Here is a 23311-nt window from a genome sequence, read left to right as displayed (position 1 = left end):
GGAATGGACACGCTGGAGTACAAACTCGAAGTGCTCGTGCTGCCGGTGGCGGATGTCGACCGGGCGAAGGACTTCTACGAGCGGATCGGCTTCCGGACCGACCTGGACCACACCGACGGTGCGGACTTCCGCGTCGTGCACGTCACCCCGCCCGGTTCGCCGTGTTCGATCGTCATCGGCACCGGGGTCACGACGGCCCGGCCGGGCTCGGTGCGGGATCTGCATCTGGTCGTGGCCGACATCGAGAAGGCACGGGCGGATCTGATCGGCCGCGGCGTCGAGGTGAGCGAGATCTTCCACGACGAGGGCGGCGTCTTCCACCACGCGGGGACCGAGAAGCGGGTACGCGGCCTCCAGCCCGAACGGCGCTCTTACGGCTCGTTCGCCTCGTTCAGCGACCCCGACGGCAATGGATTCCTCCTCCAGGAGATCACCGAGCGGCAGTCCGGCCGCTGAGCGGGAACGCGGGCGATCCGCCGCCGCGGGGACGCTCCCCGGCCCGAGCGGATCGCGATACGTCCAGGTGAAACGGAATACCGAAAGGGTGAGAACGATCGACAGGCGTACGTTTTCCCAGGTGATCACCGCCGGGGCGGCCGCGGTCGCGGTGCCCCTCGGCACCGCCGCCGAGGCCACCGCGGCGACCTCCCCGGGCGACCGTCCGGCGGCAGCCCGGCCCGAGCTCCTCCCCTCGGCCGACATCGCCTTCGGCACACTGAAGCGGCTCGACGCGGGGGAGTTGGAGATCGCGTACGTGGAGGCCGGTCCGCCGAACGGCCCGGTGGCCGTGCTGCTGCACGGCTTCCCCTACGACGTGCGGAGTTTCTCCGCGGTCACGCCGCTCCTCGCGGACGCCGGATACCGGGTGATCGTCCCCTACCTGCGCGGACACGGCCCGACGCGCTTCCGTTCGGACCGGACCTTCCGCAACGCCCAGCAAGCGGTCATCGCTCTCGACATCGTGGCGCTCCTGGACGCCCTGCGGATCCGCCGGGCGGTGCTGGCCGGTTTCGACTGGGGCTCCAGGACGGCCGACATCATCGCCGCGCTCTGGCCGGAACGCTGTACGGCGCTCGTTTCCGTCTCCGGCTATCTCGTCACCAACCGGGCGGCCAACGCGTCGCCGCTGCCGCCGGCCGCCGAACTCGCCTGGTGGTATCAGTACTACTTCGCCACCGAGAGGGGCGAACTCGGCCTGACCGAGTACACCCACGACTTCGCGAAACTCATCTGGACCAACGTCTCGCCGACCTGGCACTTCGACGACGCCACCTTCGAGCGCACCGCGGCGTCCTTCACGAACCCCGACTGGGTCCCGGTCGTCATCCACAACTACCGCTGGCGGCTCGGACTCGCCGCGGGCGACCCGCGCTACGACCGCCTGGAGAAGCGGCTGGCCGACCGCCCGAAGATCGCCCGGCCCACCATCGCTCTCGACGCCGCGGCGGACCCCTTCACCACGGCTCCCGGTGACGGGTCCGCCTACCGGGACCGATTCACCGGCCCGTACGCCCACCGGCGCTTGGCAGGCATCGGCCACAACGTCCCGCAGGAGGCCCCGGCGGCATTCGCCCAGGCCGTCCTCGACGTCACCGCGCTCTGATTCCCCGGCATTTCTGGACTTGCTGGTCCAAAAAATCCTCTTTACGGTGGCCGACGTCCGACCGTTTCCGCCGGCCGCGGAAACTCCCGCCGGCCGCGGCGGCGTCGGCGAGCGACAAGCATCCAGAAGGGGGCACCCAACCATGTCCATGGACACCTACTACCTGCTGGGACGGTCCGGCCTGCGCGTCAGCAGAATCGCGCTGGGCACGATGAATTTCGGTGTCGACGGTTTCCACGCCGCCTACGGAAAGACCGAGGAGGAAGCCCGCCAGATCTTCGGCCGCTACCTCGAAGCGGGCGGCAATTTCATCGACACGGCGGATTTCTACACGGCCGGCCAGAGCGAGATCATTCTCGGCGATCTCATGACGCGGGCCAAGGTCCGCGACCGGGTGGTGCTGACCACGAAATTCACCAACAGTGTGGACCCCGGCGACCCGAACGCGGGGGGTAACGGCCGCAAGCACATGATCAGGGCCGTCGAGGCGTCACTGCGCCGGCTGCGCACCGATTACATCGACCTGTTCATGCTGCACACCTGGGACCGGATCACCCCCGTCGAGGAAGTCATGCGGACCTTCGACGACCTCACCAGGGCGGGAAAGATCCGCTACGCCGGCCTGTCCGATGTGCCCGCCTGGTATGCCGCGCGCGCCCAGACATACGCCGAGGCACACTCCCTCGTACCGGTGATCAGCCTCCAGCTGCCCTACTCCCTCGTCGGCAGGACCATCGAGCAGGAGCACGTCGCGATGGGCCGGACGCTGGGGATGGGCATCACCGCGTGGAGTCCCCTCGGCGGCGGTTTCCTGACCGGCAAATACCGGCAGGCCGAGAAGGGGCTGACGGGCGAGGGCAGGCTCGGCGGCTCCGGAGCGTACGGGACCACCTGGGCGGACCGGGACTGGCGGCTGCTGAAGACACTCGAAGGCGTCGCCCGCGAGATGGGGGTGACGATGGCCCAGGTCGCCATCAACTGGGTCGCCACCCAGCCCGGAATCGCCTCCGCGATCATCGGGGCCAGCGGCGTGAGCCAGCTCGACTCCAACCTGGCCGCACTCGACTTCGAACTCCCCGCCGCGCTGCGCGCCTCCCTCGACGAGGCGAGCGCCGTGCCGCTGCGCCCGCAGTCGGTCTACGGAATGTTCACACCGGCCTACCAGAGCTGGCTGGTCAGCCCCGAGGCCAAGGTCGGGGACAAGCCCGCCGGATACGACCCCGCCGTGCTCAACTGGACGGCCTGACCCCGCTCCCGCCGGAATCCTCCGGGGTGGCGGTCGGCAGGGCGGCCCGCCGACCGCCCGGGATGCGGTCGGGCCGCAGGCCCGGCCCGCGCCCGCTGTCCGGGTCGGGCGGTGCCCCGGCGGATCCCGGCCGGGCCGGACCCGGCGGAGTGCGCGGGGCTGTCACCCGGAGGCGGGGTCGACTCCGGTGGTGACCCACGGCCGGGCGACACGGGCGATGTCGGCGTCGGAGGCGGCGGTGAACGCGTCGAGTTTCAGGAAGTGGCGGGCGATGGTCAGCCCGAGGATGCTGCTGACGATCAGCGCTGCCCGCAGTTCGGCATCCTCGCCGCCCATGGCGCGGCTCAAGTTGGCGACCCGCTCGTTCAGGAACGCGCTCATCGAGGCTTCCGCCTCGGGTGCGGTGAGCATCGACCGGACCAGGGCCCTGGTCTCCGGGGGCAGGGCGCCGAGACGGACGTCCAGGACATCGTGCAGATGGGCCTCGACCTCCTCCGGCGCGGACTCTCCCAGCTCGATGGCGACGGCGAAGAGGGCGGCCTTCGATCCGTAGTGCTGCATGACCAGGGACGGGTCCACGTTCGCACGCGCCGCGATCCGGCGGATGGTCGTCGCCTCCATACCGCGCTCCCCGAACTCCGCACGCGCCGCGTCCAGGATGCGCTGCGCGGTGGCGGCACGTTTCTCGGCTCTGCTCATCGGCTCGCTCACCCTCGTCACTCTACCTTCGCTCTACCCTTGTTGAGCGAATGATGTACGGTTGGCTCAACAAGCAATGAGCGAGATGTGCCGTGGGCGGTCCGCCGTCGGAGACCGAGGAGCGGCCGTGGCGGCACCCCGGCGACAGGACCGCTCCGATCGTCGGCGGATCGCGCGGCCGCACGCGCGGCACATCGGCCCCGCCAGTGACGCCTTGGAGAACACCGACGTGAAGATCATCGCCATCGAAGAACACTGGAACAGCGCCGCCGTCCGCGACGCGCTCGACCGCCTGCCCGAGGGGGCGCGAGACGAAAGCGTCGCCTTCAACACCATGGGCGACAACCAGGCCCGGCTGGAGGACATCGGCCAGGGCCGTATCGAGGCGATGGACGCCGCCGGGATCGACATCTCGATCCTGTCGGTCGTCACCCCCGCCACCCAGGCGCTCCCCGCCCCGGAGGCCGTCGCCCTGGCCAGGGAAGCCAACGACGAGGCCGCGGACGCCGTCCGCGCCCATCCGGCCCGCTTCCGCGCGTTCGCGACCCTGCCGACCGGCGATCCACAGGCCGCGGCCGCGGAACTCGAACGGTGCGCCACCCGGCTGGGGCACGTCGGCGCGATGATCCACGGCCGGACGGGCGCCCGCCCGCTGGACGATCCCGCCTACGACGACCTTTTCGCCACGGCGGCCCGCTTGCGCCAGCCGGTCTTCATCCACCCGCAGATCCCGTCGAACGAACTGCGCGACGCCGCCTACCGAGGGCTGGACCCACTGACCGACCTCGGGCTGGCGAGCTTCGGCTGGGGCTGGCACATGGACGCGGGTTTGTCCGCGCTGCGGCTGATCCTGCGCGGCACTTTCGACCGGCACCCCGATCTTCAGCTCGTCCTCGGTCACTGGGGGGAGATGCTGCTGTTCTGGATGGACCGGGTCGACAGCCTCTCCTCGGTCGCCAAGCACCTCGAACGCCGGGTCTCGGACTACATCACGACCAACATCCACATCACCAGCAGCGGGATGCTCCAGGAGCGGCTGCTGCGCCACACCCTCGACTTCACCAGCGCCGACCGGGTGCTGTTCTCCACCGACTACCCCTTCCACCGGCCCGACGCGGCGGCGGTCGCGCGGTTCTTCGACGCCGTCCCCGCCCCGTCGGACCGCTCCAGGATCGCTTCCGCCAACGCGGAGGCGTTGTTCCGGCTGGCGTAGTTCCGCCGCTGCGGGACGCCGGCAGGAGGCCCCTGCCCGGTGCGCCCTACTCCGGAGCGGCGAAGGACGTCAGCATCTCCGCGGTGCGGAAGCCCGCCGACGCGTACACGTGCTCAGCCGATCCGCTGGAGTAGAGGTACGCCGTGGTGGCGCCGATCTCCTGGCCCGCGCGGACGATCTCGGTCGTGATGGCCCGCCCGTGGCCCTGCCGGCGGTGGCCCGGCAGCACGGCGATGTTGTAGACACCCAGCAGATCACCGGAGACCGCGGCCATGCCCGTCCCCACGGGGACGCCGTCGACCCACGCCAGGTAGTAGGTGATCCCCTCCATGCCCGGCAGGCCCGGGGGGACGAGGGTGTCGAATACCTCGCGGGGCGCCTCGAAACCCTCCGCGAGCGTGGTGACGTAGAGGTCGAACTCGTCATCACGCAGGGGGACCACCCGCGGGGAGCCACCCGTCGTCCGGGCCGGCACTCCCGCGTCCGGCCGCCTGATCATGAGCGGCTGCGTGGTGACGCGGGTCAGGCCGTGCCGGTACGCCACCTCCGTGACGCGCTGTCCCGGCACGCCGCGCACCTTGATGCTCCAGGGAAGGCCCGTCGGTCCGGCGCCGGCGGCCAGCTCCTCGATCACATCGGGGTCCGGGTCGAGGTCCGGGCTGATGACCGCGTTCAGCGCGGCGGCGGGCGCTCCCGAGACGGCCAGGACGGTGCCGTCGCGGTCGCGTATGCAGCTGCCGGTCGCAGTGGCCGACAGGGCCTCGCAGACGGCCGTGTACGCATACACGACCGGCCGGAGGGGGTCGTTCATCGGTGTCATCGATCGCTTTCGGGAAGGGGAGTGCCGCGCGGCGCGCGGCGCGGACCGGCCGCGACGCGGGTGGGAGGAGCGCCTTGCGGCGGGACGAATGTGTTCGCCCGGGCATCAGGGCTGCGGACGGCGCCTCCTCGACGGTCCCTGGCGGGAGCATGCCGTCCCGCGTCTCGACGCGGATCCTGCCCGGTCCGGGCCCGGTCGGCGCTGACGCGCGCGTCGGCCCACCGGTCGCCGGCCGTGCCCGCGGACCACGCTCCGACCACGGCCCGTCAGCAGCGCGGAGGCCGAGCGGAGATGCCGACCGCCCACACACCCTACCGGCCCGTTCCCGGGCAGTCCCGATGAACACCCGTATCAGCAGGCGCCGTTGTAGCCAGCGGCTGCGGCAGGGATCCCGCGGTGACTCACCGAGCCCGCCACCGAACTCGACATACCGGCCGCCGGCCTGCTCGTTGTCGCGGGCCACCCGGAAGATCCCGGCCGGATGCTTGACCGGTACACGGATCTGCGAGAACAATGACCAGGCCTGACAACGTTGTCGGATTGAGAGGTCCTCCCGTGTCCCACGACTCCGCCGGTCTCGGCAGACGCCGCTTCGCCCAACTGGCCGCCCTCACCGCCCTCGGCACCGCCGCACCGCTCTCGCTCGGCGCCGGACGGGCCGCCGCCGCCCCCGCGGACCAGGAACGCGGCCCGGGGCGCGGCCACGGCCACGGGCAGCCGCACCCCGACGCCGTGGCCGCGGCCTACTACCAGGCGCTCCTCACGCACACCAAGTGGGCCGAGGCCCAGTGGGACGCCGCCGCGGGCCACTACGCGGCGGCCGACTTCAACTTCGCGGTCGTCCTCGGCAACGCCGTGCTGCTGACCCGCGGGACCTACGACGCGGAGCAGGCCGGCGTCGACCTGGAGACGCTGCGCGCCCATACGCTGGCGACGGTGCGGCACTTCGCCGCCTCCAACCGGCTGACCGGCGGCACCGAATGGGGCAGGACCCTCTTCTTCGACACCACCTTCCAGCTGTACTTCGTCCTCGCCGCCCGCCTGCTCTGGGACCAGTTGGACCCGGCCACCCGGCAGGCCGTCGACACCCTTGTACGCGAACAGGCCGCGTACACCGTCTCGTTGGGCACCGCCGCCGACCCGCTGTCGGCCGGCTGGACCACCAACGGCCTCAAGGGCGGCTTCGTCGGCGACACCAAGCTGGAGGAGATGGGGGTCTACGCGCAGTCCCTCGCCCCCGCTCTCGCCTGGGCCGCCGACGACCCGCGACACGCCGACTGGGCCGCCTCGTACGGGGTGTGGAGCCGCAACGAGACCGGCCTGCCCGCGGCCGACCTGGCCAACCCGGCGCTGGTGGACGGCGTCCCGGTGAGCGCGAACACCGCGCAGAACCTGTACGACACCTTCCTCGTGGAGAACCACAACTCCTTCGGCCCGCACTACCAGGAGGAGTTGTGGCGCACGTCCGGCCGCAACGCCATCCACTTCATCACCGCGGGCAGGCCGCTGCCGGAGGTCCTCACCGCCCAGCCGAACGCCGACCGGCTCTGGCGCACCATCCGGATGGTGATGAGCGACGCGGGCGAACCGCTGATGCCGATGGTGGCCGACCGCGAGCACCTCTACGGCCGCGATGTCATCCCGCTCGCCTTCCTCGCCCAGGTCGGCGGCGACCGCGCCGCCGCATGGGCCGAGGCCGCCATGGCCGCCCGGCTCGCGCCGTATCAGGCGTACCCCCCGCTCTACCAGCTGGCGAAGTTCTCCGGCGAGGCGAAGTACGAGCCCGAGGCCCGGGCCGAGGTCGCCATCAGCTACCTGCTGCACGAGTGGCGGGCCGCGCACGGCGGTGTCGTCCAGCCGCTGTCGGACCGCGAGATGTTCGACCAGGCGTCCGGCGTACGGGACTTCGGCACCGGCCCGGGGCTGGTCGCCCACCAGACGCCCGGCGCCTGGGCGGCGGCGGTCACCAAGCCGGGCTTCGTGAAGTTCGCCTGGCAACCCGCCCACGACGACTGGCTGTTCGCGCTCAGCGGCGCCACCCCGATGTTCCTGCCCACCGTGGGGGCCAAGGTGCTCACCCGCCGTGCCACCCTGCAACGCACCGCCCGCGACGGCCTCGACACCAGCGCCACCCTGCTCACCCTGGACACCGGGTACGCCGGGTTCACCACCCTCCCCTCCGGCGCGGTGGTCTACGCGACCACCGGCACCGCCCCCGGCGAGGGCCACCTCCAGGTACAGAACCTCACCATGCCCGGGGTCGCCGGACTCGACGGCAGCCGGACCTACACGGCCGCCGAGGGCCACGCCTCGGTCGCCTCCCAGGACAGCGGCAACGCCGGCGTCGGCCCCGGCCCCCGGGTCGACACCGTCACTTTCCCGCGCGCCAGCTGGCGCCACGTCCGGATGCAGGGCGTCGCCGGGCACCCGCAATACGGCTACTCCCTCTATGCCCTCGAGGTCCGGGACGGCGAAGGCGGCGCCGACCTCGCTCAGGGCGCGGCCGCCACCGCCTCCTCCGCCGACACCGGCAAGGGCCCCGAACTGGCCGTCGACGGCAACGGCGCCACCCGCTGGGCGGTCGCCGTCGCCCAGCGGACCCGGCCCGACAGCTGGCTCGCCGCGGACCTCGGCGCCGACCGCTCCTTCGACCGGGTCACCCTGCGCTGGGAGACCGCGGCGGGCAGTGCCTACCGCGTCCAGGGCTCGGCCGACGGACTGACCTGGACCGACCTCGTCCGCTTCCCCGAGGCGGACCTCACCAGCACCGGCGGCTGGCTGAGCGTCGACGGGCGCGCCGGCCTGGTCGTACGCGGCGCCGCGAACCCGCTGTCCGTCTACGGCGACCTGGTGGTCCTCTCCGACGGGCCGGCCGAGCCGCTGCTCATCGAGGGACTGCCCTCCGGCGACCCGAAGAGCCTCGCCGCCGCGGCACGGCGGCCCGGTCCGAGCGCGGCGCACGCGGCCGTCGCGGCGAGCACCGCGGGCGGCCACCTCAGCCTGTTCAACCTCTCCGGCGGCGCGGTCACCACGACCGTGTCCGTCCCCCAGGACCGCTCCCGCCTCACGCTCTTCGCCGGCGCCCAAGTGGTGACCGCCGACGGCACCGACTGCACCGCGGTGCTCGACGCCGCCTCCGCCCAGGTCGCCGCCGCCCGGTTCACCGTGCGGCCGGCCGCGGGCGGCCGCGTCCCCACCGGGGTGCGGGCCGAGGTCGTCGACGCGGCGACCGTACGGCTCGGCGGGCCGCGCACCCGGCTGATCCTCACCACACCGGACGGGCGGGCCGTGACCGCCGACATACGGCCGGGCCGCACGACCGAGGTCACGGTGCCGCACACCACGCCCTATCCGCTCCCCGACGCGGCGATCGGGCGGGACACCTTCCCGTCCGCGCCGCTGCCGCCGGGGATGAGCGACCCCGCCGCCGCGGTGGACGGGAACCCCGCCACCTCGTGGCGGCCCGGCCCGGGCGGCCGGATGGTGGTGGACCTGGGGGCACCCACCGCGCTCAGCGAGATCCGCACCGAGTGGACCGGCTCCCGGGTCCCCGACGCCTCGATCGCCCTCAGCACTGACGGCCTCGCCTACCAGGACGCGGGAAGCCTGCGCGGCCACGGCCGCACGGCGTCGCTCACCACCGCCGCCACAGCCCGCTATGTCGCACTCACCGTCTCCACCCGCCGCGTCCCCGATGCCCGGCTGACCACCCTGACGGTGACGCCCGCCTAGAAAGCGCGCGCCGATCCCGGGGCCCGGTCCTGCCGCCCGAGCGGCAGGACCGGGCCGCCGAGGAGTGCCCGTCACCGTCCGAAGGACGACTGGGCCGCGGGCGGCGCGCTGTCGGTCCACAGGCGCGGGCCGCCGCGGTCGCGCAGGCGGCGCAGGAAGGACAGGACGCCCGCGCTGCCGGTCGCCCATCCCAGTCCCGACGCCGCGAGGGTGTTGTCGGGGAACAGGGGGCGCCGCAGGGTGCCGCCGCTGCGGGTGAGGATCAGCCCCGCCACGTCCTGGGCGGCGCGGTACAGCGTGTCGTCGCCGGTCGACGCCGCGGCGTCGATGAGCAGTTCGCCGACGCCGGACAGTCCGCAGCACTGGGAGACCGGGCTCATCCGGGGCGCGAGGTCGCGGCACGCCCGGGCGCAGCGCACCCCCAGGTCGATCGTCCGCGGGTCGTCCTCGTGCCCGCCGGCCTCGATCAGCAGGGTCCCGATCCCGGCGAGTCCGCGGCACCAGGAACCGTAGCGCCGGTGTGCCTCGGGGCGAGCCGCCAGAGCGAGCAGTCGCGGGGTGTGCGAGACGAGTCCGGCCAGGCCCCGGCGGGCGGCCGCGCCGGCGGCCGGGTCATGGGTGAACCGGTGGTAGCTGTGCAGGAAGTGGACGACGCCCGCCCGGCCGTGGGCGAAGCCGAAGGCGAACGCCGCCTCGGACGCCGCCGCCGAACCCGGCGGTTCCGGGTGCTCCCGCTCGCCGTCGGCGGCCAGCAACGCGCGGACGCACTCGCCCGCCGCGGCCAGTCGGGCGTCGGCTTCCTCCGTCCGTCCCGCCGCGTAGGCGCGCCGGGCCAGCGCCAGCAGCCCGGTCCCGGCGCCCGCCGCGCCGCTGATCTGGTCACCGGTGTCGTCGTACGGGCGCGGACGCGGGCCCGGACCCGGCGATGGCGGAGGCGGGGGCGGGAACGTACCGAGCGCGGCGGCCGAGTCGAGGAAGAGGTCGACGCCGGTGCGGCCGATGTGGAGCGCGGCGGTCAGGCTCGGCAGGGCGGGGTGGCGGGCGGTGCGACGGGCGAGGCCGGCCACGGCCTGGCGGACGCCCGGCTGCTCCATGTGGTGCAGGAGTTCCAGGCCCAGACCGGCCGCACCGTCGTAGAGCGTCAGCCCGAAGTGCTGCTGCCCGGGCGCGGGCCGCGGTCCCGCGGGCAGCTCGGCGGCGGCGGTCGCGCAGGTCGCGGCGGTGTGCGTGATCAGCTCGTCGAGCAGGCCGGGGGTGATCCTCGGCGGCGCCGGGAGCCGGCGCGCCGGGGCCGCCGGGGACTCCTGGTTCCGCCACCGCTGGGCGCAGGCGGCCCGCCGTACGGGGTCGGCGTCCAGGAGTCCGGCGACGAGTTCGCGGGCCGGCCGGTGCGCGGCGCCGGGGAGCGCGGCGGCCAGGCAGGCAAGTGTGCGCTCGCGGTTGACGGCGTGGTCGCGGTCGACGACCACCGGGTCCATGCCGGTCAGCGCGAAGTGCAGGGTCGCACCGAGCGCGTACAGGTCGTCGGCCGGTCCGGGGGGTCCGCCGGCGCGATACACCGGCATCGAGTAGCCCGGGGTCGCGCCCGCCGGCCGGTCACCGTGCAGTGCGCTGATCCCGAAGTCCACGAGGTAGGCGGTGCCGTCGCCGAGCACCACATTGGACGGCTTGAGGTCGCCCACCACGACACCGCGGGCGTGCACATCGTCGAGCACGGCCAGCAAACGGCCTGCCAGCGCGGTGATCCCACGGCTGGTGGTGACCCCGTCGGCCGTTCCGGAGCGGCTGGGGGCGGGCGTGACATCGGACTGGTACGGCCCGTGGCCGAGGACATCGCGGCGCAGGTCCTGAGGACCGCAGTCGGTGGTGACCAGATACTCGTCGTCGCCGTGCCGGAGGTGTTCGCGGACCCGGGGGACCCCGTCGACACCGGACAGAGCGGCCAGCACGGCGTGCTCATGGCGCAGGCGGCCGCGGGCGTCGACACCGTCGGCGTCCTCACCGGCGTAGGCCCTCGCCTGTTTGACGATCATCCGCTCACCGGAAGCGTCCACGGCGCGGTAGACATCACCGTGCGGGGAACGGGCGATGCCCGCGGTGATCCGGTAGCGACCGCCGATCAGACGGGCCGCGCGTTCCACAGGTGGCGCGGCCGTCCGGAACGGGTCGGCCGCCCACGGCGGCTGACGGTAGCGGGTGCCCGCGCGCCCGGGAAAGCGCACCCCGTCGAGGCCGGTCATCACCAGCGCGGCCTCGTCGGCGCCCGAGACCCGGAACGGTCCGTAGCGGTAGTAGACGGGGGCGTCGGGCCGGATCCGCCGGTCGCTGAGCACCCGGGGGCCCGGCCAGCCGGCCAGCAGCTCGGCGAGTTCACCGCCCAGTGCCGTCACGTCCTCCGGGCGCGGATAGACGGTGACGGCCTTCCCGACGAGCGCCGCGTCCCGTTCGCCGGCGTTCATCGCCCGCAGCTCCGAGGCGCCGCGGGCGAACTTGGCGTCGCAGGCGTACCGCAGCAGTACGGGGACGACCAGGTCCACGACCCGTGACAGATCCTCCGCGCGGGCGGAGACATGCAGCTTCCAGCCGTGGCCGGGGAGTTCGCCGGCGGAAGGCCCGGCGGCGAAAAGGCACAGCCACGGATCGTCGGCGACCAGACGCCGCCCGCCGCCCGCGATCAGCCTCTCGAGCCGCTCCTCAAGGCCGCGTTCGGGGCCGGGCGCCGCGGTCTCCCGCCCGCCGGACCTGACACGGCCCGCGCCGTGCGGTCCCGAACCGCGCACAGCGGACCCGTCCTCGTCGGCCGGGCCGGGTCCGGTGCTCACGCGAGGTTCCCGCCTACTCGCAGGCGACCCGGGTCGTCGCCGTCGGCCAGGGCTCGGGCAGACACGCCTCGATACGGCGACCCGGGTCGATGTCGTCCTCGAACGTGATCTCTTCTTCCTCCACGGCCACTTCGAGTGGGCCGGCGTCACGGATCTGCAGTGCCAGGGGGCTCATGGCGGTCCTTTCGTTACGAAGAAGGGGAATTCATCCTTGCCCTGGTGCCGGAGTCGTCGTCCTCCGCCAGTCTCGCCAGGGCCGGTCACGGGGACAAGAGCGCCTTTTTGGACATACGGCAGAACGCCGCCGGGGCGGTCGCGTTGTCGTATGTCGAGGCGGGCTATCCGCCCCGGGTCACGCTAGGTTGTGGACGATCAGTCCGTCCGCCCGACCGAGGAAGGCAGAAAGCATTGGGACTCGACTCCTATCGCACCCTGGGCCGCTCAGGCCTGCGGATCAGCCCGCTCACCTTGGGGACGATGACATTCGGTGACGCCAGCTGGGGCGCCGACACCGACACCTCCCACCGCATCATCGACCGCTATGTGGAGGCGGGCGGGAATTTCCTCGACAGCGCCAACGGATACAACGGCGGCAAGTCCGAGGAAACCATCGGCAGTTACCTCGCCCAGCACCCCGGCCTGCGGGACCGCCTGGTTCTGGCCACGAAGTTCGGCGGGAACATGTTCCCCGGCGATCCCAACGGCGGCGGCGCGGGCCGCAAAGCGATCATGCAGCAGGTCGAGGCGTCACTGCGCCGCCTCGGCACGGACTACATCGACCTCTACTGGCAGCACAACTTCGACCGCCACACCCCGATCGAAGAGACCATGTCGGCCCTGCACGACCTGGTGCGCGCCGGCAAGATCCGCTACATCGGGCTCTCGGACACCCACGCCTGGGAAGTCGCCCGCGCCGGCACCATCGCCGAATTCCGCGGCTGGGCACCCGTGACCGCGATCCAGGTCGAATACTCCCTGCTCCGGCGCACGGTCGAAGGCGAACTCTTCGGCGTCGCCCGCGAACTCGGCCTCGGCGTCACCCCCTGGAGTCCGCTGGCCAGCGGCGTGCTGTCCGGTAAGTACTCGCGGAGCAACCCCGCGCCCGAAGGCTCCGGCCGCGCCCAGTGGGCCGCCGCGCACCTCTCCGAGGACACCTTCACGCTGCTGGACGTCCTGCAGCGCGTCGCCGACGAGCTGAACGCCTCGGTCGCCGCGGTGGCGCTGGCCTGGGTGCGGGCCAGGGCGGAGATCACCTCCACCATCATCGGCGCCCGTACGGTGAAGCAGCTCGACGACAATCTGGCCTCCCTGGACGTCACCGTCCCGGACGAGCAGCTGGCCGAACTCAGCTCACTCACCGCGCCGAAGCTCGACTTCCCGGCGGATTTCGTCATCGAGACGGCGATCCCCTGGCAGCAGGGCGGAACCACCGTCAACGGAGTGCCGTCCGAGCCGTTCGGCCGCGGTTGACCGGCACCCTCATGACCGCCCCGCTACCGCGGACAATGACCGGCCTCCGCTCCGATCACCTGCAGAAGAGCCAGCGCCTCGGCATCGCGTGATCCCGGTGGCGCGCTGTAGAGCACGAGGTGTTGGTCGCGTTCCGTGAGCGCGAGCGAGTCGCAGTCGACGGTGATCTCCCCGACGACCGGGTGGCGGAAGGTCTTCGTGAGCATCGGGGCGGCCTGCACGTCGTGCCGCTCCCAGAGCCGGGCGAACTCGGGACTGGCGCTCCGGAGCTCGGCGACGAGGCCGGCCACCCTTGGATCCGCCGGGTAGCGGGCGACGGTGGCACGCAGTTCCATGACGACATGGTGGCGGAACTCCGCGGCGTCGGAGATCCCGTACAGCGCCGGGCCCGGCCCGGCCGGCCCGAGGAAGGCCCGGCGCGCGAGATTGCGGTCGTCCGGGGCGAGTTCGGCGAAGTCCTCCATGAGCGCGGCCGCGAGGTCGTTCCACGCGAGCACCTCGAACGCGGCGGACGTCACGAACGCCGCCGTCTGCGGCAGCCGGTCGAGGAGCGCGAGGATGCTCGGGCGGACCTCGCGCCGGAGCAGCCGGGTGCGGGTCGGCGCGGTCCCCGCGAGGACGTGGAGGTGATCGGACTCGGCGTCCGTGAGGCGCAGCGAGGCCGCGATCCCGGCGAGGACCTCGCCCGAAGGCCGCGGCGCCCTGCCCTGCTCGAGCCGGACGTAGTACTCCGTGGAGATGTGCGCGAGGACGGCGGCCTCCTCACGGCGCAGACCGGGTGTCCGGCGGCGTGGTCCGGACGGAAGGCCGACGTCCTCCGGCCGGAGCCGCTCGCGACGGCTGCGGAGGAACGCCCCGAGCTCCTGCTTGTTCATACCCCGAGTCTGCACCCTGCTCGGCGACGGATCCTGGTACCGCCTGTGCCTGTATCCGGTCCGGAGGGCGGACCGACACTTCCGGCATGACGAACGACACCGACATCGCACCCATCGGCCTGCTCACCGGCAAGGTCGTGTTCATCACCGGCGCCAGCCGCGGCATCGGGGCGGCCGCGGCCCGGCTCTTCGCCCGCGAGGGCGCCGCCGTCGTGCTCGCCGCCCGCAGCACCGACGCCCTCCAGCGGATCGTCACCGAGGTCCGCGCCGACGGAGGCGTCGCCGACGCCGTCACCCTGGACCTCGCCGACCGTGCGAGCGTCCGCGCGGCGGTCGACCGTGTCGGGGAGCTGCACGGGCGGCTCGACGGCGCGTTCAACAACGGCGCGGTGATCCAGCAGCCCGGCCCGCTCGACACGACGAGCGACGAGGACATCGACGAGCAGTTCGAGGTGAATTTCCGCTCGCACTGGACCGCCATGACCGCCCAGGCCGCACTCATGCGACGCAACGGCGGCGGGGCCATCGTCAACACCTCGAGCATCGGCAGCCGCCGTGCGAACCCCGCCCTCCCGGCATACGGCGCGATGAAGCGCGCCCTCAACAGCATCACCGAGACCGCGGCCGTGACCTGGGGCCGTGAGGGCATCCGGGTGAACGCCATCACCCCCGGCGGCACCGCCACGGAGATGATCGAGGCGTGGGAGGCGCGGTCCCCGGGCATCATCGAGCGCAACAAGGCGGCGACTCCGCTCGGCCGCATGGCCGACCCCCGCGAGGTGGCCGAGGCGGCCGCATGGCTGCTCAGCGACCGCGCCTCGATGGTGACCGGCGCGATCGTGCCGGTCGACGGTGGCGCCGGGGCCTGAAGGACGGAGCCCGGGCGGGAACCGGACCGGATCCTCCCCGGCTCGGCCCGGCTCGGCCCGGCTCGGCCCGGCCCGGGCCGGGCCGGGCCGAGCACCCGTGCGTCTCCCTGGCCGACGCACCTCCCGCGTCACCCAGCTCGCCGGGCTCGTGCGGAAACGCCCACGGCATGGTGAATCCGGCACCGGGATACACGGCGGCTGATCGGATCGGGCTCCCACACCGGCGCGATTCCCCTCTGGAGGAGACGTGCGCAACCGCACCACGCGCGGTACTACCGGCGCCGCCGCCGTTCCTGGCCGCTGCCGCGGTCTCGGCAGGGGCGCGGTGCGCGCTTCGACCTCTCCTCCGCCGAGCTCCGTCCGCCCGCACCCCTGGCAGGACAGCGCCGCCGGGGATGACGGATTCCCCTGGCGGTGAATCGCCGCACCGGCCGGCCAGGTACTCAAGGGGCGGCTCCGCGCCCTGCCCTGCGGTGGCTCCAGGGGCGGGACCCCGGGCTGTCGTCGCTGCGCCGGGCGCTTCGCGCCGCGATCATCATGCCCGGGCTCTTCGCCCTCGCGGAGAAGGTCCTCGACAATCCGACGCTTGCCGTCTTCGCGGCGTTCGGTCCGCTGGTGATGATGCTGTTCGTGGACTTCGGCGGTCCGCTGCGTCAGCGAGTGGCGGCCCAGATCGCCCTCGTGCTGGCCAGCGCGGTCCTGGTGGTGCTGGGCACACTGGCCGCCCAGGTCGTCTGGGTCGCCGCGGTCGGCACGCTGGTGGTGTCGTTCGCCGTGCTCTTCGTGGGGGTGGTCAGCTCGGTGCTCGCCGGGGCGACGACCACCCTCCTCATCAGCTTCGTGCTGCCGGTCTCGCTGCTCGGTCCGGTGAGTTCGGTTCCGGACCGGCTGGCCGGCTGGCTGCTCGCCGGCGCCGCGTCGGTGATCGCGGTCGCCTTCCTGTGGCCGGCGCCGACGCGTGAGCCGCTGCGGCTGGCGACGGCCCGCGCGTGCGTGCTGCTCGCCCGGCGGCTGCGGGCCGAGGTCGAGGTCGCCCGCGACATCTTCGGACCTCAGCGGGCGGAGCTGCTGCGGCCCGCGTCACAGCAGGCAGCCGACGGCGTGGCAGCGCTGCGCCGGTCGTTCTTCGGAACGTTCCAGAGGCCCACCGGACTGTCGACGGCGGCGCGCACCCTCGTACGGCTGGTCGATCAGATGGTCTGGCTCGCCGCCGTCATCGAACGAACCCCCTCCGCCCGCCCGGCTCCCTCCACGGAGGCGGCGGTGTACGAGGCGAAGCTGGCGTCACTGACGCTGCTGGAGCGAGGCGCGGAACTGCTGGAGTCGGCGTCGGGCGATCCCGGCCGGCTGGCCCCGGACGTACGCAGGCTGTGGCAGGCCCACGAGGCTCTGGAGCAGGCGGTGACCACCGTCATCCCGCAACGCCCCCAACTCCCCCAACGCCCGCACGGGGCCGCCGAGTCGCGGCCTGCTCCGGAGGACGCCTCCGGCGCGCGGGCGGCGGAGTTCATCGGCTCGCTGGAGCCGAGCTTCCGGGCGAAGGAGATGGGCTTCGCGATCTCGGCCGTCGCCGAGAACATCGGACTCACGGTCGCCGCCCGGCAGCGCGGCTGGTGGCAGCGGGTGCTGGGCCACCATCCCGCGGACGTGGCCTCGGCCCTGATGTCCGCCCGCGAGCGGGCGGGCGCCCACCTGGAACGGGATTCGGTGTGGCTGCACAACAGCCTGCGCGGAGCGGTCGCGTTGAGCCTGGCGGTGCTGGTGGCCCGGCTGACCGGGGTGCAGCATTCCTTCTGGGTGGTGTTCGGCACCCTCGCGGTGCTGCGGTCCAACGCGGTGAACACCGGTCAGACCACGGTGCGCGCCCTGTCCGGGACCGTGGCCGGCTTCATCATCGGCATCGCGCTCATCCTCGCCATCGGCGACCACACCACTGTCTTCTGGGTGCTGCTGCCGGTGACGGTCGCCTTCATCGGCCTGGAACCGGCTGTCACCTCGTTCACCGGGGGACAGGCGGGATTCACGATCGTCCTGCTGATCCTGTTCAGCATCATCCAGCCCGCCGGCCTGGAACTCGGTCTCGCCCGGGTCGAGGACATGGGCATCGGCTGCGGGGTGGCCCTGCTGGTGGGCCTGCTGTTCTGGCCGCGGGGAGCGGGGTCGGCACTGGGCCGCACTCTCAGCGAGGCCCTCACCGAGAGCGCCCGGTATCTCGGCGGCGCCGTCGCCTTCGGGCTCACGCGGTGCGACCAGGCTGTGTCCGCCGCGCCCGCCCCGGATGAGGAAGCCCGGCGGGCCGCGGCGGCGGCCGGCCGACTCGACGACGCCTTCCGGGAGTTCCTGGCCGAACGCGGCACCAAGCACCTCTCCTTGGAACATGTGACGGGGCTGGTCAACGCGGTCGCCGTCGTCCGGCTCACCGCCGACGCCGTGCTCCGGCTCTGGGCGCGCCAGGATCCCGCAGCGGCCGGTGACCGCGCCGCGGCACGCCAGGAGATCCTCGACGTCGCAGCGCCGCTCGTTACCTGGTTCGAGACGACGGCCCACGCCTTGACAGGTCCGGACCGGGTGCCCGGCCGGCAGGAACGCGGCGCCGACGCGGAAGCGGCGATCCTCGGCACCGTCCGCCGCGACCTCACCGGCGCGGGGGGGCGAGGGCACCGCGACGGCGGTACGGGTGATCTGGACCGCTGACTACCTCGATCAGGTCCGCCGACTGCAAGCCGGCATCGTCGGCCCCGCCGAGGCTGCGGCGAGGGCGACCCGCGGCCCATCACGCCTGTGGCCGAGCCGGAGATGACCCGGGAGCTGTTCATCCACCGATTGCTCGGTGGCGGTGTCCCTCGCGCCGACGGGATCGCCGGTACGCCGTTCACGATCTACCACGGTGAGGTGAGCGGGGACAGCGACGGCCCGGTCGAGGTCGGGATCGGCGCCCCGTTCGCCTGAGCGTCTCAGCAGCGGCGCCCCCGGTGCCTCCCGGCCGAGAGGCGGACATCGGGTCGGGGCGTGAGGATGGGACTGGAGTTCGGCCCCTTGGAGGTAAGGATGACAGGCAGCACACCGGATCGCCGCCTCCCGGCGACCGCCGACCGGGCAGGCGCGCGGTGAGCGCCGATCGAGGAGTCCCGGGGACGCCGCGCCCGGCCGGCATCGCCGGCCAGACCGTGGTGGTGATCGGGGCCAGCGCGGGAATCGGGCGGGAGACGGCCCGGCAGGTGCGGGCCGGCGGCGGGCAGGTGGTTCTGGTCGGACGGAACGCCGAACGCCTTCAGGACGCGGCACGCGAACTGGAGCCGGTCGCCACGGCCGCGTTCGACGCCGGCGACACCGGCCGCCTCCTGCGGTTCTTCGAGGAACTGCCCGGTCCGGTCGACCATGTGCTGCTCACCGCCGGCAGCCCGGCCTACATGCCACTGGACGGCATGGACCTGGCAGCCGCGACTCAGGCCTTCGCCCAGCGCATGTCGATGACCCTGGCGGTCGCTCTCGGTAGTCGCGACAAGGTGCGGGCCGGCGGCACACTCCTCTTCGTCGGGGGTACCGGCGGCCTGCGACCGGGTGTCGGCCTGTCCGTCATGACCGCCATGACCGCGGCCCTGCCCGCCCTCACCGCCAACCTCGCCGTCGAACTCGCGCCGATCCGGGCGAACCTCATCGCGCCAGGATTCGTCGACACGCCCTTGTCCGCCTCGCTCCTCGGCGACCAGCTGGAGCAGCGACGCGAGGAACTGCGCAGGACCCTGCCCATCCGCCGGGTCGTCGGCCCGGAGGATGTGGCCGCCCTGGCCCTCCACATCATGTGCAACGAGGCGCTCACCGGCGCGACCTACGCGGTCGACGGCGGCCAGCAATTCGTCGCGCCCTGACCGCGTCCCCCAGGCCGTTTTCCGGTGCGCGGTGCCCTACGCCGTCCCCGCCGGCTGCTCCGCCCAGACGGTCTTCCCCCGCGCGTGGAAGCGGGTGCCCCACTGGTCCGCGAGAGTCGCCATGATGAACAGCCCCCGGCCGGTCTCGTCGACGGTGCGGGCGTGCTGCACGTGCGGGGCGCTGGTCGCGCCGTCGCTGACCTCGCAGGTCAGCATCTTCCCGAGGATGAGGCGCAGGCGCAGTGGCGGTGCGCCGTGCCGGACGGCGTTGCCGACGAGTTCGCTGACGATGAGTTCGCTGGTGAACGCGGTCTCCTCGTCCACTCCCCACTGGTCCAGCTGGTCGCGGGTCGCCTTCCGGGCGATCGGTGCGGCCTCGGGGTCCGCGGGCAGGGCGAGCGTCAGAACGTGGTCGCGGGGCAGCGCCTTGGTCCGCGCGAGGAGCAGCAGCGGCTCGCCAGCGCGGTGGCCGGCGTCCAGCTCGGGGCCGATGGTGTCGCACAGGTCCTGCAACGGCCTGGTGGCGGCGCCGTCCAGAAGGGGGCGCAGCGGACCGGACGGTGCCAGCAGCTCATGGGCGACGACGGCGGTGCCCAGGGCCAGGACGCTCCCTTCCGGGAGGTCGACGGTCGCCGCGGGGAACGGGGCCCTGCCCGGATCGGCGAGCGGGGGCCCCGGCGGGACGGACAGGTTGGCGGAGGTGCCGTCGGGGAAGACGGCCAGCGGTTCCGCGATCCCGGCGCAGGCGACCGTACAGGTGAGATCGACCGGATCGTAGATCGCGACGGCGCAACTGGCGGTCAGGGGTTCCTGGTCCGGGAGATCCCCGGGGGCGTAGCCGGCGGCGAGGCGGGTCGCGGTGTCGTTGAGGCGCGCCAGCAGTTCGTCGGGCCGCAGGTCCATGGCGGCGAGGGTGTGGATGGCCGTCCGCAGGAGTCCCATCGTGATCGCCGCGATGATGCCCTCCCCCGCCACGTCACCGACGACCAGTGCGGTCCGTGCGCCGGGCAGGGCGATCGTGTCGAACCAGGCGCCGCCGCCGTCGGGGTGCGGAAGATGCAGCGAGGAGACGTCCAGGGCGGGCTGTGCGGCCGGTTCCTGGGGGAGCAGCCGGCGCTGCACGGTCTGCGCGACGACCCACTCGCGCATGTAGCGGGTCACGTTGTCGACGCACAGTGCGGCATGGGCGCAGCTGCCGGACGCCACGGTGAGGTCGTCCTCGTCGAAGGGGTCCACCCGCCGGTCGCGGTAGAAGCTGACCACGCCCAGCGCCAGGCCGCGCAGGACCAGCGGTGCCACGATCAGCGAGCGGGCGCCGCACCGTCTGATGATCTCGGCGCGGGCCGGATCGGCGTCCAGCCACGGAGTGTCGTCCTCGATCGCGAGCAGGCGCGGCCGGAGATCGGCGAGGACGTACGAGAAAGGGGTGTCGGCCGGCATCGGGCGCACCTCTCCGACCGGGTAGGCCGGATCGGGGCCCTGGAAGGCCGCCCGGCGCAGGAGGACATCCTGCCGGACCGGTACGGCAGGCGGCTCCTCACCCCGCACGATGTCCTCGATCACTTCGACGACGGCGGTGGTCGCGAAGGAGGGCACCATCGCTGCCACCAGCTCCCGGCAGACGGCCGCGAGGTTCAGCCCGTGTCCCACCCGGGCGCGGACCGCGTCCAGGAGCGCCAGGCGACGCTGCGCGTTCTCGCGCTGGGTGACGTCCATCTCGGAGGCCATCAGCCCGCGCACATCGCCGTCCGGGCCCTCCAGGCGGAAGTAGGAGACCGAATGCGTACGGTGTCCGGGCTTGCCCGGCACCCGCACGCCCCGGACGAGCCGGTTCACCACCGGCTGACCGCTCTCCAGGACCCCGCGTGCGACCGCGGTCTCCGCCTCGGAGCCCTCTCGCTCGAACAGCTCGGTGAAACGACTGCCCACCGGATGCCCCGCGGGCAGATAGGGCCGGCCGCGGGTGGCGGTACTCCGGCGGACCACCCGCAGCTCCTCGTCGAGGACGTGCAGTCCCACCGGGGACGGTGCGAAGAGGACATTCAAGATCGCCACGTCCCGCCCCGGCACGGAGTCCTCCGCCACGAGCACCCGCCACACCACGGACGCACCGAGCAGTATCGGCTTGACCAGCACCGACGTGGCTTCCGGGAACCCTTCCCCGCGCAGTTCGTCGTCGGCCGCGGCCTCCGGCAGCAGCGCCGTCACCTCCCGGCCGACGGCCTCCTCGGCTGACCACCCGAGCAGCGCCTCGGCCGGAGGCCCCCACTCGATCACCCGGCCGTCCTCATCGACGAGTACGAGCACGTCACCGCTGGGCATGCGCAGCCACCTCCGCCTCCATCCCTGCCCGCCGCGCCCGGACGCCAGGCCCGCGCACCGGACACCTGCACCGATCGGCTCAGTCCGCCGCTGCGGCGATACGCACCCGGTGACGACCGCACGCCGCCGGGGCTCCGGTCGCCGCCACGCACCAACTCCTCCCGGCCAAAGACCCGTTGAGCGACAGGCGTGATCACCGTCACATAACCGGGTGGTGCTGCCGTACGTCATGGGTTCGACACCCCGGGCCGCTCGGCGGCTTCGGCTCTTCGCGCTTCACCGGGGGCGTCCCCGCAGGGAAGAAACACCCCCGCCAGGGAAGAAAGGAAGCACGAACAAGTGAACGACATACGGTCGATCCGTGCGGTACGGAGGTCCGGCCAGCGGTCCCGGCGCGCCCGCGGCCTCGCTGCCGCGGCACTCGCCGCCGCCTCGATGGCCCTCCCCACCGCCGCGGCGGCGGCCCCCGCTCCGCCCCCCTCGCACGCGGCGGACGGCGCCGCCGGCACCACCAGCGCCGCCGGTACCGCCAACACCGGCGAGAGCGTCACCGCCCTGCACCAGCAGATCCGGGCCGGATCGCTCCTCCGTTCCCACGGCACCGCCGCCGTCTGCCCCCGGTGCGACGCCCGCGTCGTCACCACCGGGGTCGGGGACACGACCCCGCTGCGCGCCGCCGCGCCGGCCGGCTACGGCCCCGCCGACCTGAGCCAGGCGTACGGACTGCCCGCGGCCTCGAAGAGCACCGGCACCATCGCCATCATCGACGCGGGTGTCTACGGCACCCTTGAGCACGACCTCACCGCCTACCGGAAGAAGTTCGGCCTTCCGGCCTGCACGACCGCGTCCGGCTGCCTGACGCTGAAGGACTACACCGGCGGCGCCCAGCCGACGCCGCAGCCCACCGGACAGGGCGCTTTCGTCGAGGAGGAGGTGGCGGTCGAGACCGCCCTCGACCTGGACATGGCCTCCGCGGCGTGCCCCTCGTGCCACCTCCTGGAGATCTCCGTCCCGTGGCAGGACGCCCAGGACGACAACGACGTCTCCACCGGCGACTTCGCCCAGGCCGTCAACACCGCCGTGGCGAGCGACGCGTCGGCGGTCAGCATCAGTTACGGCTACAGCGCGGACGTCACCAACACCCGGGGCTCCATCCTGGCGGCGCTGAACCACAAGGGCGTCGCCATCGCCGCGTCCACCGGTGACTCGGGCTTCAACGGCGGCGTCCACCAGTCGTGGCCGTCCGACCTCCCGTCCGTGATAAGCGTCGGCGGTGTGACGCTGCCCGCCACCGGCGACCCGACCGCCTGGTGGAGCGGCGGCAGCGGCTGCGAGACCGACTTCGCCGCCGCCACCGGGCAGCCCGCCGCGGTGACGGCCGCCTGCGGGCACCACCGGGCCGCCGCGGACGTGTCCGCCGACGCCGACCCGGCGACCGGGGTGTCGGTCTACGACACCTACGCGCCGAGCGACCACGAGCCCGGCAAGTGGCTCGTCGTGGGCGGTACGAGCGCCTCCGCGCCGTACATCGCGGGACTCTTCGTCCGGGCCGGGCACCTCGCACGGGTGAACGGGCCGAAGTCGCTGTACGGCGCCCCCGCGGCCGACTTCACCGACATCGTGTCGGGCGACAACGAGAGCTACCACCTGTGCGCCGACTACAGCGGCGTCAGCGCGTCCCTCTGCACGGCGGGACCCGGCTGGGACGGACCCACGGGCCTGGGCATGCCCCACGGCCTGGGCGCGTTCTGACCCGTCCGACGGCGATCGA

General features: G+C 73.1%; 17 protein-coding genes. 11 read left to right on the top strand and 6 right to left on the bottom strand.

The window, feature by feature from the left end; genetic code table 11:
* Window positions 1-12 precede the first annotated feature (12 nt).
* The 3 genes from ACFO3J_RS17635 to ACFO3J_RS17625 all read left to right on the top strand — a co-directional run bounded on the left by ACFO3J_RS17635 (window position 13) and on the right by ACFO3J_RS17625 (window position 2849).
* The gene (locus ACFO3J_RS17635; protein ID WP_386430505.1) at window positions 13-456 is read left to right on the top strand and encodes a VOC family protein; all 444 of its coding nucleotides are present in this window, start codon (window positions 13-15) and stop codon (window positions 454-456) included.
* An 88-nt stretch (window positions 457-544) separates the two neighbouring features.
* Window positions 545-1603, top strand: a complete 1059-nt coding sequence (locus tag ACFO3J_RS17630) for an alpha/beta fold hydrolase (RefSeq protein WP_386430391.1) — start codon at window positions 545-547, stop codon at window positions 1601-1603.
* Between the two features lie 142 nt (window positions 1604-1745).
* Window positions 1746-2849 carry an aldo/keto reductase gene (locus tag ACFO3J_RS17625; protein WP_386430390.1) on the top strand — a complete coding sequence of 368 codons (1104 nt, stop codon included), beginning with the start codon at window positions 1746-1748 and terminating at the stop codon, window positions 2847-2849.
* 162 nt (window positions 2850-3011) lie between these two features.
* Here the strand turns inward: ACFO3J_RS17625 and ACFO3J_RS17620 are convergent, their stop codons facing one another.
* Window positions 3012-3560 (bottom strand): TetR/AcrR family transcriptional regulator, encoded by a 549-nt coding sequence (locus tag ACFO3J_RS17620; RefSeq protein WP_386430389.1) that lies wholly within the window; start codon window positions 3558-3560, stop codon window positions 3012-3014.
* A 115-nt stretch (window positions 3561-3675) separates the two neighbouring features.
* On the opposite strand from ACFO3J_RS17620, the gene ACFO3J_RS17615 reads away from it, so the two are divergent.
* Window positions 3676-4761: an amidohydrolase family protein gene (locus tag ACFO3J_RS17615; protein ID WP_386430388.1), complete on the top strand. Its 1086-nt coding sequence runs from the start codon at window positions 3676-3678 to the stop codon at window positions 4759-4761.
* 46 nt (window positions 4762-4807) lie between these two features.
* Here the strand turns inward: ACFO3J_RS17615 and ACFO3J_RS17610 are convergent, their stop codons facing one another.
* Window positions 4808-5572, bottom strand: coding sequence for a GNAT family N-acetyltransferase (locus ACFO3J_RS17610; protein ID WP_386430387.1), 765 nt, complete (start codon window positions 5570-5572; stop codon window positions 4808-4810).
* Window positions 5573-6136: 564 nt separating this feature from the next.
* On the opposite strand from ACFO3J_RS17610, the gene ACFO3J_RS17605 reads away from it, so the two are divergent.
* Window positions 6137-9313, top strand: a complete 3177-nt coding sequence (locus ACFO3J_RS17605) for a discoidin domain-containing protein (RefSeq protein ID WP_386430386.1) — start codon at window positions 6137-6139, stop codon at window positions 9311-9313.
* Window positions 9314-9384: 71 nt separating this feature from the next.
* Here ACFO3J_RS17605 and lanL read toward each other — a convergent pair whose 3' ends face one another.
* Window positions 9385-12135, bottom strand: coding sequence for a class IV lanthionine synthetase LanL (gene lanL / locus ACFO3J_RS17600; protein WP_386430385.1), 2751 nt, complete (start codon window positions 12133-12135; stop codon window positions 9385-9387).
* 13 nt (window positions 12136-12148) lie between these two features.
* Window positions 12149-12310, bottom strand: a complete 162-nt coding sequence (locus tag ACFO3J_RS17595; RefSeq protein WP_386430384.1) for an SflA family class IV lanthipeptide — start codon at window positions 12308-12310, stop codon at window positions 12149-12151.
* A 233-nt stretch (window positions 12311-12543) separates the two neighbouring features.
* On the opposite strand from ACFO3J_RS17595, the gene ACFO3J_RS17590 reads away from it, so the two are divergent.
* Window positions 12544-13605 carry an aldo/keto reductase gene (locus ACFO3J_RS17590; RefSeq protein WP_386430383.1) on the top strand — a complete coding sequence of 354 codons (1062 nt, stop codon included), beginning with the start codon at window positions 12544-12546 and terminating at the stop codon, window positions 13603-13605.
* 23 nt (window positions 13606-13628) lie between these two features.
* Here ACFO3J_RS17590 and ACFO3J_RS17585 read toward each other — a convergent pair whose 3' ends face one another.
* The gene (locus ACFO3J_RS17585; protein ID WP_386430382.1) at window positions 13629-14480 is read right to left on the bottom strand and encodes a helix-turn-helix transcriptional regulator; all 852 of its coding nucleotides are present in this window, start codon (window positions 14478-14480) and stop codon (window positions 13629-13631) included.
* 86 nt (window positions 14481-14566) lie between these two features.
* Here ACFO3J_RS17585 and ACFO3J_RS17580 point away from each other — a divergent pair, with 86 nt between their 5' ends.
* From ACFO3J_RS17580 to ACFO3J_RS17565, 4 genes are all read left to right on the top strand, one after another.
* Complete coding sequence (locus tag ACFO3J_RS17580) at window positions 14567-15349, top strand: SDR family NAD(P)-dependent oxidoreductase (protein ID WP_386430381.1); 783 nt, start codon at window positions 14567-14569, stop codon at window positions 15347-15349.
* Window positions 15350-15886: 537 nt separating this feature from the next.
* Window positions 15887-18043, top strand: a complete 2157-nt coding sequence (locus ACFO3J_RS17575; RefSeq protein ID WP_386430380.1) for an FUSC family protein — start codon at window positions 15887-15889, stop codon at window positions 18041-18043.
* 87 nt (window positions 18044-18130) lie between these two features.
* Complete coding sequence (locus ACFO3J_RS17570; RefSeq protein WP_386430379.1) at window positions 18131-18298, top strand: hypothetical protein; 168 nt, start codon at window positions 18131-18133, stop codon at window positions 18296-18298.
* A 158-nt stretch (window positions 18299-18456) separates the two neighbouring features.
* Complete coding sequence (locus ACFO3J_RS17565) at window positions 18457-19218, top strand: SDR family oxidoreductase (RefSeq protein WP_386430378.1); 762 nt, start codon at window positions 18457-18459, stop codon at window positions 19216-19218.
* A 36-nt stretch (window positions 19219-19254) separates the two neighbouring features.
* On the opposite strand, the gene ACFO3J_RS17560 is transcribed toward ACFO3J_RS17565, so the two are convergent.
* Window positions 19255-21540, bottom strand: coding sequence for an ATP-binding SpoIIE family protein phosphatase (locus tag ACFO3J_RS17560; protein WP_386430377.1), 2286 nt, complete (start codon window positions 21538-21540; stop codon window positions 19255-19257).
* 339 nt (window positions 21541-21879) lie between these two features.
* On the opposite strand from ACFO3J_RS17560, the gene ACFO3J_RS17555 reads away from it, so the two are divergent.
* Window positions 21880-23292, top strand: a complete 1413-nt coding sequence (locus tag ACFO3J_RS17555; RefSeq protein ID WP_386430376.1) for a peptidase S8 — start codon at window positions 21880-21882, stop codon at window positions 23290-23292.
* Window positions 23293-23311 lie beyond the last annotated feature (19 nt).

Source organism: Streptomyces polygonati (genome assembly GCF_042650325.1).
Classification (GTDB): Bacteria; Actinomycetota; Actinomycetes; order Streptomycetales; family Streptomycetaceae; genus Actinacidiphila; species Actinacidiphila polygonati.
This window is presented reverse-complemented; position numbering and strand designations above follow the sequence as displayed.